Origin of the sequence: Rhizobium sp. BK313 (assembly GCF_014193655.1) — a bacterium.
Taxonomy (GTDB): Bacteria; Pseudomonadota; Alphaproteobacteria; order Rhizobiales; family Rhizobiaceae; genus Rhizobium.
In genome coordinates this window covers 354762-367635 of sequence record NZ_JACHZQ010000003.1, presented here as the reverse complement: position 1 = coordinate 367635, position 12874 = coordinate 354762, and the positions used below count along the sequence as shown (strand labels likewise).

Annotated in this window: 15 protein-coding genes; 11 read left to right on the top strand and 4 right to left on the bottom strand. The window is 58.6% G+C overall.

Annotated features, from left to right (window positions below; all coding sequences use genetic code 11):
- Positions 1–235 precede the first annotated feature (235 nt).
- Together FHT86_RS18205 and sppA are read right to left on the bottom strand one after the other, a co-directional pair.
- Positions 236–541: an integration host factor subunit beta gene (locus FHT86_RS18205; protein ID WP_004120746.1), complete on the bottom strand. Its 306-nt coding sequence runs from the start codon at positions 539–541 to the stop codon at positions 236–238.
- A gap of 26 nt (positions 542–567) precedes the next feature.
- Complete coding sequence (gene sppA, locus FHT86_RS18200) at positions 568–1524, bottom strand: signal peptide peptidase SppA (RefSeq protein ID WP_133708230.1); 957 nt, start codon at positions 1522–1524, stop codon at positions 568–570.
- A gap of 329 nt (positions 1525–1853) precedes the next feature.
- Here sppA and lptC point away from each other — a divergent pair, with 329 nt between their 5' ends.
- From lptC to ptsN, 6 genes are all read left to right on the top strand, one after another.
- Positions 1854–2540, top strand: a complete 687-nt coding sequence (gene lptC / locus FHT86_RS18195) for an LPS export ABC transporter periplasmic protein LptC (RefSeq protein WP_133708229.1) — start codon at positions 1854–1856, stop codon at positions 2538–2540.
- Positions 2537–3202: an LptA/OstA family protein gene (locus FHT86_RS18190; protein WP_133708228.1), complete on the top strand. Its 666-nt coding sequence runs from the start codon at positions 2537–2539 to the stop codon at positions 3200–3202. Before lptC ends, FHT86_RS18190 begins: the two co-directional genes overlap by 4 nt.
- Before the next feature lie 37 nt (positions 3203–3239).
- Positions 3240–4025 (top strand): LPS export ABC transporter ATP-binding protein, encoded by a 786-nt coding sequence (lptB, locus tag FHT86_RS18185; protein WP_166656862.1) that lies wholly within the window; start codon positions 3240–3242, stop codon positions 4023–4025.
- Positions 4026–4219: 194 nt separating this feature from the next.
- The gene (gene rpoN, locus FHT86_RS18180) at positions 4220–5779 is read left to right on the top strand and encodes an RNA polymerase factor sigma-54 (protein ID WP_133708227.1); all 1560 of its coding nucleotides are present in this window, start codon (positions 4220–4222) and stop codon (positions 5777–5779) included.
- A 249-nt stretch (positions 5780–6028) separates the two neighbouring features.
- The gene (gene hpf, locus FHT86_RS18175) at positions 6029–6604 is read left to right on the top strand and encodes a ribosome hibernation-promoting factor, HPF/YfiA family (protein WP_133708226.1); all 576 of its coding nucleotides are present in this window, start codon (positions 6029–6031) and stop codon (positions 6602–6604) included.
- Between the two features lie 86 nt (positions 6605–6690).
- A complete protein-coding gene (ptsN, locus tag FHT86_RS18170; protein ID WP_133708225.1) occupies positions 6691–7155 on the top strand; it encodes a PTS IIA-like nitrogen regulatory protein PtsN in 465 nt (154 codons plus the stop codon).
- A gap of 87 nt (positions 7156–7242) precedes the next feature.
- Here the strand turns inward: ptsN and grpE are convergent, their stop codons facing one another.
- Entirely contained in the window at positions 7243–7884 is a 642-nt protein-coding gene (gene grpE, locus FHT86_RS18165; protein ID WP_133708224.1) for a nucleotide exchange factor GrpE, read from the bottom strand.
- 221 nt (positions 7885–8105) lie between these two features.
- Here grpE and FHT86_RS18160 point away from each other — a divergent pair, with 221 nt between their 5' ends.
- The gene (locus tag FHT86_RS18160) at positions 8106–8540 is read left to right on the top strand and encodes a GFA family protein (RefSeq protein ID WP_133708223.1); all 435 of its coding nucleotides are present in this window, start codon (positions 8106–8108) and stop codon (positions 8538–8540) included.
- Between the two features lie 50 nt (positions 8541–8590).
- On the opposite strand, the gene hrcA is transcribed toward FHT86_RS18160, so the two are convergent.
- Positions 8591–9679 carry a heat-inducible transcriptional repressor HrcA gene (gene hrcA / locus FHT86_RS18155; protein WP_133708222.1) on the bottom strand — a complete coding sequence of 363 codons (1089 nt, stop codon included), beginning with the start codon at positions 9677–9679 and terminating at the stop codon, positions 8591–8593.
- 172 nt (positions 9680–9851) lie between these two features.
- Here hrcA and rph point away from each other — a divergent pair, with 172 nt between their 5' ends.
- The 4 genes from rph to hemW are packed head-to-tail and all read left to right on the top strand — an operon-like array spanning position 9852 to position 12870.
- The gene (gene rph, locus FHT86_RS18150; RefSeq protein WP_133708221.1) at positions 9852–10568 is read left to right on the top strand and encodes a ribonuclease PH; all 717 of its coding nucleotides are present in this window, start codon (positions 9852–9854) and stop codon (positions 10566–10568) included.
- Positions 10569–10587: 19 nt separating this feature from the next.
- Positions 10588–11001, top strand: a complete 414-nt coding sequence (locus tag FHT86_RS18145) for a VOC family protein (RefSeq protein ID WP_133708220.1) — start codon at positions 10588–10590, stop codon at positions 10999–11001.
- 11 nt (positions 11002–11012) lie between these two features.
- A complete protein-coding gene (rdgB, locus tag FHT86_RS18140; RefSeq protein ID WP_133708219.1) occupies positions 11013–11657 on the top strand; it encodes an RdgB/HAM1 family non-canonical purine NTP pyrophosphatase in 645 nt (214 codons plus the stop codon).
- Positions 11658–11676: 19 nt separating this feature from the next.
- The gene (hemW, locus tag FHT86_RS18135; protein WP_246779574.1) at positions 11677–12870 is read left to right on the top strand and encodes a radical SAM family heme chaperone HemW; all 1194 of its coding nucleotides are present in this window, start codon (positions 11677–11679) and stop codon (positions 12868–12870) included.
- Positions 12871–12874: the final 4 nt, after the last annotated feature.

The window sequence follows — 12874 nt, the reverse complement described above, 5'->3', positions numbered from 1 at the left end:
GCATATCAGTGCGATGCGCCGATATCGCCTCTAGAGCGGTCCAGCTTTTCAGGGGTCGCAGAACCGCTCCATCTTTTCATTTTTTCGCAATTCCGGACGGAAAACCGCTTCGCACCTTCCTGGGATTGCTCTAACCGCAGAATAAGAAAGACAGGGCGAAGTTCAAGTACCGCCATGCCGCGGCGCAACGATGTCCGCCAGCTATTTCCACGAAGGATAGCGGTAAAAACGGTTATTAATTGTCGTCCTCTTCGTCGCCTGCGCCCGGATTGAGGCGCTCGCGCAGCTCCTTGCCCGTCTTGAAGAAGGGAACCCATTTTTCTTCGACGAACACCGTATCGCCCGTGCGTGGGTTGCGACCAGAGCGCGAGGGCCTGTTTTTGACGGAAAAAGCGCCGAAACCGCGTAGTTCCACCCGATTTCCGGCGGCAAGCGCATCGGTGATCTCGTCGAGGACAGCGTTGACGATATTTTCGACGTCCCGGTGATAGAGATGCGGGTTACGTGCCGCAACAATCTGCACCAATTCCGACTTAATCACGGTTGCCCCCTTAAATCATTGATTTATCAATTGGCTGCACCCTGCCAAACAGAAAGCAGGCCGTCAAGAAACAACTTCTCGGTCATAATTTTCTGGAGATCCTCTCCCTTCATAAAATCATCATAACCGAAGAGATTTAGCAACCAGGAAGCGGCGACTGGCCAAAAGAAGGATGAGGTTTTGTCCTGTGCCTTCCAATCGACGATCGGCAAGTCTTTTTTGACCTTGCGCGTGTCGAGATAGGCGCGGATTTCGTCCTCGCCGCCGAGCGTGTCGATCAGCTTGTTCTGCAACGCCTGTCGGCCGGTAAAGATGCTGCCGTCTGCGAGCTTCAGCACGTCCTCGCGCGGCAATTTGCGGCGGTCGGCGACGAGATCGACGAACCAGCCGTAGCTGTCCATGACCATGTTGCGGATCATATTCTTGGCGTCTTCGCTCGCCGGATGGAAAGGCGACGGCTCGGCCTTCAGCGGTGACGACTTGATGTCTTCCAACGAGACGCCGAGCTTGTCGAGCAGGTCTTTTGCCTGCGGATACTGAAAGATGACGCCGATCGAGCCGGTGATCGAAGTGTCGCCGGCAACAATATCGTCAGCTGCCGTCGCGATCATATACCCTGCCGACGCCGCCACGGTGCGAATATCGGAGACGACAGGCTTCTTCGCAGCAACGGCGCGAATGGCCTTGAAGATGCGTTCGCCGCCATAGGTGGTGCCGCCGGTCGATGAAATCGATACGATCAGTGCCTTGACCTGGCCGTTGTCCTGGATCTTCTTCAGCCGCTCCAAAAGCTCGCTGTCGTCCTGGATAAGCCCGGAAATCGTGACGCGGGCGATCTGCGGTCCACGAATGGCAGGCAGATCACCGGCGATGAAACGGTAAAGCGCAAAGCCAAGCGCCACCAAGAGGAGAACGGCGATAACGCGCCAGAAGCCAAGCTTGCGACGCAATTGCCGCCGGTCTGCGATTGCAGAACTGTCCATGACGCCTTATCTCTCCCCTTGTCATAAATTGGATACACGAAGAACCGGATATACAACACCTTGAAACGGGCATAATCCTTCGCGAAAATCCACTTCAATTTTTCGGGATTATGCTCGAGGCCTTCCGTCCGGCGCTTCGTCAAATAGGGCGATACCCGATCGGACGAAACGGTCACGCATTATATTTTTCTGCTAAAATTGCTTGTTGCAGAAAAAAATCCATATTGGCAAGCCAATGCAATAATGCGAAACGATCTGGCAGGCTTGTTGGCACAGTCTGTGCATGACTCGAACGTGTTTTTCCGGATCAGAGAAGACGGACCTGTTGCATGCTCAATACTATCGAGACTTCCGGCCAGGTGATCGGCTCCGAGCTAGAAAGAAATGCGTATAAAGACGCGATCTTTCATTCTGCGCGCGTGAGAAAACTGAAGGTCTTGCTTCCGGTAGCCGCGTTGATCGTCTCGCTGATCTTCATCGCGGTATCGGTCGCGCGGGCATATCTGCCGGAAAACATTCAGATCGAGGGCGCGAAGATCGAGGACGGCAAGGTCGTGATGGAACGTCCGGCCATCGCGGGCCGCAACAAGGACGGCATCAATTATTCCATGCTCGCCGAAAAGGCGCTGCAGGATATCAAGAATCCCAATATGATCACGCTCAAGACCATCAAGGCGTCCATGCCGGTCAACAACCAGGTGATCGCGCATGTCACGGCCCAGAGCGCGGATTTCGACCGCCAGGCCGACACGCTGAAGCTCACAGCACCCTTTACCATCCTGATGGACAACGGTTTACGTGCCGAATTCAAGACAGCGTTCCTCGATGTGAAGAAGGGTGACCTCTCCAGCCAGGAACAGGTTGCAATATACCGAGGGGGCATGTCGGTTGTTGCACAGTCGCTCAAGATGACGGATAAGGGGAGCGTAATCGAATTCGACGGGCAGGTTCAGATGCATATCGATCCCGCCGCACTCCATAATTCAGCTAGCGAACAACAGCCGGGCGGTTCATGACAAACGATTGGCGACATTCTCTTTTCAACTCTGGCCTGCGCAAGGCGGGCCTTTTCTGCGCCTTTGGCGCGCTTGCATTTTTTGCGGCGGCTGAAGCCGGCGCCCAGACGACCACAAGTAATATGCCCGGCCTGACCCTTTCCAAGGATCAGCCGATCCAGATCGAAAGCGACAAGCTGGAGATCCACGACCAGGAAAGCCAAGCGGTGTTCACAGGCAACGTCAAAGTCGTCCAGGGCACCACGACGATGCAAGCCGGCAAGATGACGGTCTTCTACAAGAAGAAGCAGCCTGCCGACGCCAATGCCAAACCGACAACCGACAATCCGGTGGCAAATGCTGCCAAGCAGCAGAACCAGTCGCTGGTCTCCGGCGATGCCGACATCGACCACATTCTGGTCACCGACAAAGTCTACCTGGTTTCGGGCACGCAGACGGCGACGGCGGATGACGGTTCGTTCGACATGGCCAATCAGCTTGCCATTCTCAAGGGCCAGAAGGTCGTATTGACCGACGGGCCTAACGTTTTCACGGGTTGCCAACTCACAGTGCATATGGCCACGGGCGAAGCGCAACTGGATGCCTGCGGGGGCCGCGTCCAGATACAGCTCGATCCGAAGTCGCAGCAAGTGCAGCAGCAGCAACAGCAAAAAAAGAACTGATCCCGGTCTCCTCGTGACGATATCGACCACACCCATCTTGCCCGGCACGTCCGGATCGACTGCGACATCCGGCACGCCGACCGCAGACAAAGCCCGTTATCAGGGCACCCTGATTGCGCGCGGCCTCACAAAGACCTACCGCACACGGCGCGTCGTCAACGGCGTCTCGCTGGTCGTGCGGCGTGGCGAGGCCGTCGGCCTGCTTGGGCCGAACGGCGCCGGCAAGACGACCTGCTTCTACATGATCACCGGGCTGGTGCCGGTCGATGAAGGCACGATCGAGATCGATGGCAACAATGTCACGTCGATGCCGATGTACCGCCGCGCTCGCCTTGGTGTCGGTTATCTGCCGCAGGAAGCCTCCATTTTCCGTGGCCTTACGGTGGAGGAGAACATCCGCGCCGTGCTCGAAGTCCATGAAAAGGACAAGAAGAAGCGAGAGCGGAAGATCGACGAGTTGTTGGAGGAATTCCACATTCGCAATCTGCGCACGGTGCCGGCGATCGCTCTCTCGGGCGGCGAGCGGCGGCGTCTGGAAATCGCCCGCGCACTTGCCACCGATCCGACCTTCATGCTGCTCGATGAACCCTTTGCCGGCGTCGACCCGATCTCGGTCGCCGATATCCAGAACCTCGTGCATCACCTGACGGCGCGCGGCATCGGCGTGCTGATCACCGACCATAACGTACGTGAGACGCTCGGTCTGATCGACCGCGCCTACATTATTCACGCTGGCGAAGTGCTGACCCATGGCAGGGCCAACGACATCGTCAGCAATCCGGAAGTGCGTAAACTCTATCTTGGCGACAATTTCAGCCTTTGATGAGCTTAGGTTGAACCGGGACGTTTTCGTGCCTTACTAGAAGGCGCGGCGTTCCGGAAATTCATCCTCCCGTCACAGTTCCGCTTGACCAAACCCAATAAAAAAGCAATTTTTGGGCCAGTTGGAATTCTGTGGATTTTTCTCAAAAGAAAACGCGGATTCCCGAAGAGATCAAGGGGAGTCTCGCGTCCGCCATGGCATTATCGGCCAATCTTTTCCTGCGCCAAAGCCAAAGCCTGGTGATGACACCGCAACTGATGCAATCCATCCAGTTGCTGCAGATGACGCATTTTGAACTCACCCAATTCATTGCCCAGGAAGTCGAAAAAAATCCGCTGCTCGAATTTACGTCAAATGACGAGGATATAGGCAGCAGTGGCGACCGCGAGGCGAAGGATGAAAGATTCGATACTTCTGAGGAGAGCCATGGCGACGATGATTTCGATCGCAACAGCGGCGACCTCACAAGCGATTGGTATGAGAGCGAGAATACCGGCCATGCCGACCGGCTGAACGACGAGCTCGATACCAACTTCAGCAATGTCTTTCCCGACGACAGCGGCCCGCAACGCGCGGATGCGCCCGAACTGCTAAGCCAGTGGAAATCCATGCCCGGCGGTGAAGCCGGTGAAAGCTACGATCTCGATGACTTCGTCGCCGGCCAGGTTTCTCTACGCGATCACTTGAACGAGCAGATCCCCTTTTCCCTGCCTAACATGACCGACCGGCTGATCGCTCAGCATCTCGTCGACCAGCTCGACGATGCCGGCTATCTGCAGGCCGATTTGAGCGAAACCGCCGAACGCCTCGGCGCCAGCCCTGCGGATGTCGAGCGCGTCCTCGGCACGTTGCAGTTGCTTGACCCTCCAGGCGTCTTTGCCCGTTCTCTCAGCGATTGCCTGGCGATTCAGCTTCGACAGAAAGACCGCTTCGATCCGGCCATGGAACGGCTGATCCAGAATCTCGAGCTTCTCGCCCGGCGCGATTTCGCGACGCTGAAACGGCTCTGCGGTGTCGACGAGGAAGATCTCCTCGATATGCTGGCGGAGATCCGCCAGTTGAACCCTAAGCCGGGCAGCGGCTTCGAGACCGGCATATCCGAGGCGATCATGCCCGACATCGTGGTACGCCCATCCTCCGACGGAAGCTGGCTGGTGGAGCTCAATCCCGATACGCTGCCGCGCGTCCTGGTAAGCCAGTCCTATTTCACCTCCGTGTCCAAGACGAGCCAGGATCACGCCTTTCTGTCAGAATGCCTGCAGAACGCCAATTGGCTGACGCGCAGTCTCGATCAGCGCGCCAAGACGATCATGAAGGTGGCCAGCGAGATCGTCCGGCAGCAGGATGCCTTCCTGATTCACGGCGTCGATCATCTGCGCCCACTCAATCTGAAGACCGTGGCGGACGCCATCAAGATGCATGAGTCGACCGTCAGCCGCGTGACCTCGAACAAATACATGTTAACGCCGCGTGGCCTGTTCGAGCTCAAATATTTCTTCACTGTCTCGATCAGTGCCGTCGAGGGTGGCGACAGCCATTCAGCCGAAGCCGTGCGTCATAAGATCCGCCTGCTGATCTCGCACGAAAGCCCTGACGCAGTGCTCTCCGACGACGACATCGTCGATACGCTAAAGAAGGGCGGCATCGAGCTGGCTCGCCGGACGGTTGCAAAATACCGCGAGGCGATGAACATCCCTTCCTCCGTGCAACGACGCCGGGAGAAACGCGCATTGGCAAAAGTCGCCAGCTTTTAGCAATTGCTCAGCCTCAACCCCAGCCTGCAAATCCTCTAACAGATCGTTAAGATATGGTTGACTTTCTGGTGTGGTGGGGCTAGAAGCCCGCCGCAATCAGTGCAGGACATCACTGCCATGAACTTATCCCCATCATCCCCAGGGCGCCAGATAAACGCAATTTGTCTTTGACCGCCTGAAGTGCTTGGATGAGCTTGAGGCTTGGCGTAAACTGGTACGCGCAATAATCACGACAAGAAGGGAAACTCCATGAGTGTGCGTGTCTCCGGTAAACATATGGAAATTGGTGACTCCTTCCGCCAACGTATTGAAGACCAGATCGGTATGGCCGTGACGAAATACTTCGACGGGGGGTATTCGGGCCAGGTGACGGTGCAGAAATCCAGCTCCCGCTTCGCAGCCGATTGCAAAGTTCATCTCGATAGCGGCGTCGTCCTGCATGCCGCCGGGGAGGCGATGGATCCGCAGTTGGCTTTCGATGCGGCATCCGAGCGTATCGAAAAGCGGCTGCGCCGCTATAAACGCAAACTGAAGGATCACCAGGCCGGCAACCACACAAACGGCCTCGCCGAAGTCGCATATACCGTCATGGACGGCGTACCGGACGACGACGACGAAGTCCCTGCCGATTTCGCGCCGGCGATCGTCGCTGAGAGCACGAAACAGCTAAAGACCATGTCGGTCGCTACCGCGGTGATGGCGCTCGACATGACCGATGAGCCGCTGCTGCTTTTCCGCAGCCCCGGCAAAGAACATTTGAACATCGTTTACCGTCGTCAGGACGGCAACATTGGCTGGATCGACGCAGCCAATATCAAAAGCTGAGAAAAGAAGATGAGCGGCGGCCCTATACAATCAGCTGGCCGCCGCTCCTCCGTCATCGGATCTCGGCGACACGAAGGATAAAGAGAATGGCATTGGCAGATTTGCTGCACCAAGATGCGATCATCCCCGCCTTGAGGGCAAATTCCAAAAAACAACTGCTTCAGGAGCTGGCAGCCAAGGCCTCCAAATTGACCGGACTGCCCGAGCGCGAGGTTTTCGACGTCGTGCTGCAGCGCGAACGCCTGGGCTCCACCGGCGTCGGCAACGGCATCGCCATTCCGCACGGTAAGCTCACCAGCATCAAATCCATCATCGGTATTTTTGCGCGCCTGGAAGTGCCCGTTGATTTTGAGGCGCTGGACGACCAGCCCGTCGACCTCGTCTTCCTGCTGCTTGCCCCCGAGGGCGCTGGCGCAGACCATCTGAAGGCGCTGTCGCGGATTGCCCGCGTGCTACGCGACCAGGATCTCGTCGCCAAGCTGCGCGCCACGGAATCCGCCTCCGCGATCTATGCTTTCCTCAATGAAGAGCAGGCGTCCAACGCTGCCTGAGGGATCGACCCGGACTTAAACGCTGATAAAACAAGAGCCGAATGACGAAGGGTCATCCGGCTCTTGTTTTTATGCACGACTTGAGGTTCAGGCGTCTTTTTCGTCGAATGGGCTATTGGCGCCCGGTTCGGAAATCTCGGCAACCTTGGGGCCGCCCTTGGCTACGCCGACCATGGCCGGGCGCAGAACGCGCTCGCCGATGACGAAGCCGGCCTGCACCACCTGCACGACCGTATTGTTCGGCACTTCGGTATTCGGCACCTCGAACATCGCCTGGTGGAAATTGGGATCGAACTTCTGGCCGATAGGCTCGATCTGACGGACACCATGGCGCTCCAGTGCCGACAGCATGGAACGCTCTGTCATCTCCACGCCTTCGATCAGCGTCTTCAGGCCAGCATCGGCCTCCGCGCGGGCTTCGGCCGGAATGGCCTCCAGCGTGCGGCGCAGATTGTCCGACACGGCGAGCATGTCGCGGGCGAAGCTGGCGACGGAATAGGACTTGGCATCCTTGACGTCCCGCTCGGTGCGGCGGCGCAAATTATCCATCTCGGCGGCAAGGCGCAGATAGCGGTCGCGCAGATCGCTATTTTCGGCCTTAAGCAGCTCGACCGGATCCGGCTGAGAGGGCTGGGCAGTATCCACGGTTTCAGCATCCTCTTGCGCAAAGCCCGCGGGATTGTCAGTCGCCGTGGCGTCAGGTCCGGTTTTCGTTGTTTCGTCGGTCATGACGGTCTCCGAATTGCTTTGTCTTTTTGAATGTGCCCGATATCGAGGTTTGGCCGGAAAAAATCAAGGCTTTCTCGCGAAGAACAGGCAATTCCCGGCAATCCGGTCGCATTTGCACGAATACCAATCGGGTGAGAGCGCCTCCCCCGTTGGGGCTTCTACTATCCAAAAGCCTTTCCCGGTATAGTCGACGCCGTTTCAACATCCGTGAGGTATGATCCATGTCCAGCAACGAGTCCCATTCGGGCAAATGTTTCTGTGGCGCGGTGGAGATCGCGGTCAGTGGCGAACCGGCGGCGATGGGTTACTGCCATTGCGACTCCTGTCGGGAATGGTCGGCGGGGCCGGTCAACGCCTTCTCGCTCTGGCCGCCGGAAGCCGTCCGTGTCACCAAAGGCGCCGATCACATCCGCAGCTATCAGAGAAGCGAAACGAGCGTGCGCAAATGGTGCGAGATTTGCGGCGGCCATCTGTTGACCGAGCATCCCTTATGGGGCGTGACCGACGTTTACGCCGCCATTATTCCCACCCTCGACTTTCGGCCGATGCTTCATGTCAACTACGAGAACACCGTGCTGCACATGACGGACGGCCTGCCAAAACAAAAAGACATGCCGGCGGAGATGGGTGGATCGGGTATCCTGCTTCCAGACTAGGGCAATCTTCATGCGTTTAAACGGACGCACGGCGCTCCGGCCGCTTTTCGTCAAATCCCCGTCCGCGACAATCTGGAAATGAGTTGGGCGGTATAGTCCACCATTGGCACGATACGGGCGTAATTCAGCCGCGTCGGGCCAATGACACCGACGGCGCCGATGATACGGTCATCGTCATCACGATAGGGCGCAACGATCAGCGAGGAGCCGGAGAGGGAAAAGAGCTTGTTCTCCGAGCCAATGAAGATACGTACGCCCGGCCCGCTTTCGGCCAGGTTCAGGATCTCGATCAGGCTGTCCTTCTTTTCCAGATCGTCGAACAACAGGCGTAGCCGGTCCAGATCCTCAGCACCGCCCACTTCTGCCAGCAGATTGGCGCGGCCGCGCACGATGAGTTGCGTCGGCTTGCTGTCATCGCCATCGCCCGACCAGACAGCGATCCCGCGTTCGACGAGCTCGCGTGACAGCGTATCGAGTTCCTGGCGCACACTCTCCTTCAACGTCTGCAACTGACGACGCAGCTCCGGCAGGGTCTGGCCGGTCATGTGAGCGTTGAGGAAATTCGCCGCTTCCGTGAGCTGCGAGGACGTAACGCCGGCCGGCAATTCGATGATGCGGTTTTCCACCTGGTCGTGGTCGCCGACAAGCACGGCGAGCGCCTTGGTCGGCTCCAGGCGGATGAATTCGACGTGCTTCAATACCGGATCGCTCTTGGAGGTGATCACCAGTCCGGCACCGCGCGAAATACCCGAAAGCATCCTGCTCGCCTCGGTCATGACCGATTCCATCGGCTGATCGCGATTGCTGCCGCGCACCTGACGGTCGATGGTGGCGCGGTCTTCCGCCGAAAGATCGCCGACCTGCATGAAGGCATCGACGAAGAAACGCAGACCGACCTGCGTCGGCAAACGGCCAGCGCTGATATGCGGCGAATAGATCAGGCCGAGCTCTTCCAGGTCGCTCATGACGTTGCGCACGGAGGCAGGCGACAAGGACATCGGCAACAAGCGCGAGAGGTTGCGCGAGCCGAGCGGTTCGCCATTCTCAAGATAACCTTCGACGATACGGCGGAAGATTTCCTTCGAGCGTTCGTCCAACGCGGCAATGGCATCCGAAACCGACGATGTCGTGAACCCCATTTCGCTGTCAAACCCGTTCTGTTGAGCCTTAGTCAAAATATAATCATTCAGTTAGCAATGGCAAAAGGGAAAAATGCCAAGGCTGCCACAACGAAGCCCTCCATCCTGCTTTTCCTTTGCAAAAGCCGCTGGTGGATCGTAGAAGCGGTCGATAACCGTTCAGGAGAGTAGAATGCGGCCTTCAGGCAGAAAAACCGACCAGATGCGCAAGGTGTCGTTCGAGCGCAATTTTTCCAAGCATGCGGAAGGCTCGTGCCTGGTCAAATTCGGCGACACACATGTGCTCTGTACGGCAAGCCTGGAAGAAAAGACGCCGCCATGGCTGCGCAATAGCGGCAAGGGCTGGGTCACGGCCGAATACGGAATGCTGCCGCGCGCCACCGGCGAACGTATGAAGCGCGAAGCCGCCGCCGGCAAGCAGGGCGGTCGCACGCAGGAGATCCAACGCCTCATCGGCCGGTCGCTGCGTGCAGTCGTCGACCTGCAGGCGCTCGGCGAACGTCAGATTACCCTCGACTGCGACGTCATCCAGGCCGACGGCGGCACACGCACGGCCTCGATCACCGGCGGCTGGATCGCGCTTTACGACTGCCTGAAGTGGATGGAAAGCCGCAACATGATCAAGACGGACCGTGTCCTGAAGGATCATATCGCCGCCATTTCCTGCGGCATCTTCGCCGGCCAGCCGGTGATCGACCTCGACTACCTCGAGGACTCGTCCGCCGAGACAGACGCCAACTTCGTCATGACCGGTACCGGCGGCATCGTCGAAATTCAAGGCACGGCGGAAGGCACACCCTTCAGCGAAGAAGAATTCACCACACTGATGCACCTCGCCAAGAACGGCATTGCCGAGCTGGTGGAACTGCAGAAGCAAGCGATTGCCTGACCGGAGAGGCGGTCAACCGATGAATCCGTTGCTGGAAGGCATTCTGGAAACTGCGCTTTATGCCGATGACCTCGATGCGGCCGAAGCCTTCTATGGCGGCATTCTCGGACTGCAGAAGATCACGCGGGCCGGTAACCGCCATGTCTTCTATCGCTGCGGGCCGGGCGTACTGTTGATCTTCAACAGCCATGAGACTTTGAAGCCGCCGGAATCGAGTTCCTTGCCGGTGCCGCCTCATGGCACGAAAGGCAACGGGCACGTATGCTTTCGGGTCAGCGGCAACGATATCGAAGCGATGGCGGAAAAGCTGAGAGCTGCCGAGGTCGCCATCGAGGCCGATTTTCAATGGCCGAACGGCGGCCGCTCGATCTATTTCCGCGATCCGGCCGGCAACAGCCTGGAATGCGCCGAACCCCGGATCTGGGGCATCTGACAGGACAGGATATGCGCAAGCTCGATACCAAGACTATCGTCGTCGCCAGCCATAATGCCGGCAAGATCCGTGAAATCCAGGACCTGATCGGGCCGTTCGGCTTTACCGCCAAGTCTGCCGCCGATCTCAATTTCATCGAGCCGGATGAGACCGGTACGACGTTCGAGGAAAACGCGACGATCAAGGCGTTGGCCTCGGCCCATGCCTCCGGCCTGCCGGCATTGTCCGATGACTCCGGTCTGGTGGTCGATGCCCTTGGCGGCGATCCCGGCGTCTATACCGCCAACTGGGCGGAAAGACCGGATGGCACCCGCGATTTCGCCATGGCGATGCAAAAGGTCGAGACCGCGCTGGAAACCGCAGGCGCCACGTCGCCGGAGAGCCGCACGGCTCGCTTCATCAGTGTGCTTTGCCTCGCCTGGCCGGACGGGCACACCGAGCTTTTCCGCGGCGAAGTCGAGGGCACTGTCGTCTGGCCGCCGCGCGGCACGCAGGGCTTCGGCTACGATCCGGTGTTTCAGCCAAAGGGTTACGACGTGACCTTTGGCGAGATGAGCGCCGCGCAGAAGCATGGTTGGAAGCCTGGCGAACCGCAGGCACTGTCGCACCGGGCCCGTGCCTTCAAGATCTTTGTCGAAACCTGCCTGGAGGCGTAGGCTCAAACCCGTGGACATCATGGATTCGCAAGAGATGACGCGTGAGGCGCAATTGCTGCCCGATACCGGTGAGCCTGGTTTCGGCGTCTATGTGCATTGGCCCTTCTGCGCGGCCAAATGTCCCTATTGCGATTTCAACAGCCATGTCCGCCACCAGCCGGTCGACCAGGAGCGTTTTGTCGCTGCCTTCCTCAAGGAAATGGCATCGATGCGGGCGATCAGCGGTCCGAAGACGGTGACCAGCATCTTCCTCGGCGGCGGCACGCCTTCGCTGATGAAGCCGGAGACGGTCGGCGCGGTTCTCGACGGCATTTCCAGGTATTGGCATGTGCCTGGCGGAATCGAGATTACCATGGAGGCCAACCCTTCCAGCGTCGAAGCCGAGCGTTTCCGCGGCTATCGCGCCGCCGGCGTCAACCGTGTGTCGATGGGCGTCCAGGCGCTGAATGACCGCGATCTCAAATTCCTGGGTCGTCTGCATGATGTCGCCGATGCGTTGAAGGCGATCAAGCTGGCGCGCGAGATCTTTCCGCGCATGTCCTTCGACTTGATCTATGCCCGCCCGAACCAGACCGTCGAGGAATGGGAGCGAGAGCTGAAGGAGGCGATCTCCTATGCCGTCGACCATTTGTCGCTCTATCAGCTCACCATCGAGGAAGGCACGCCCTTTTTCGGCCTGCACAAGGCGGGCAAGCTGATCGTACCGGACGGCGACCAGTCCGCGCTGCTCTATGAGGCCACACAGGAGATCACCGAACGCGAGGGCATGCCGGCCTACGAGGTCTCCAATCATGCCCGCCCGGGCGCGGAGAGCCGTCACAATCTCACCTATTGGCGCTATGGCGACTATGCCGGCATCGGCCCGGGCGCCCACGGCCGGCTGACGCACGGACCCAAGAAATTGGCGACGTCCACCGAGCGGAAGCCGGAAAGCTGGCTGGAGCTGGTCGAGCGCGACGGCCACGGTATGATCGAACAGGAGATGCTCGGCTTCGACGAGCAGGCTGACGAGTTGCTGCTAATGGGCCTGCGCCTGAAAGAGGGTATCGATCTCGTGCGCTGGCAACAGCTCTCCGGCAGGGAGCCCGATCCGAAGCGCGAGCAACTCCTGTTGGAGCATGGCTTCATCGAGCGCCTCGGCAATTCCCGCTTGCGCTGCACGCCGGCGGGCATGCTGATCCTCGATTCCGTGGTTGCGGATCTGGCGTGCTGAGAAG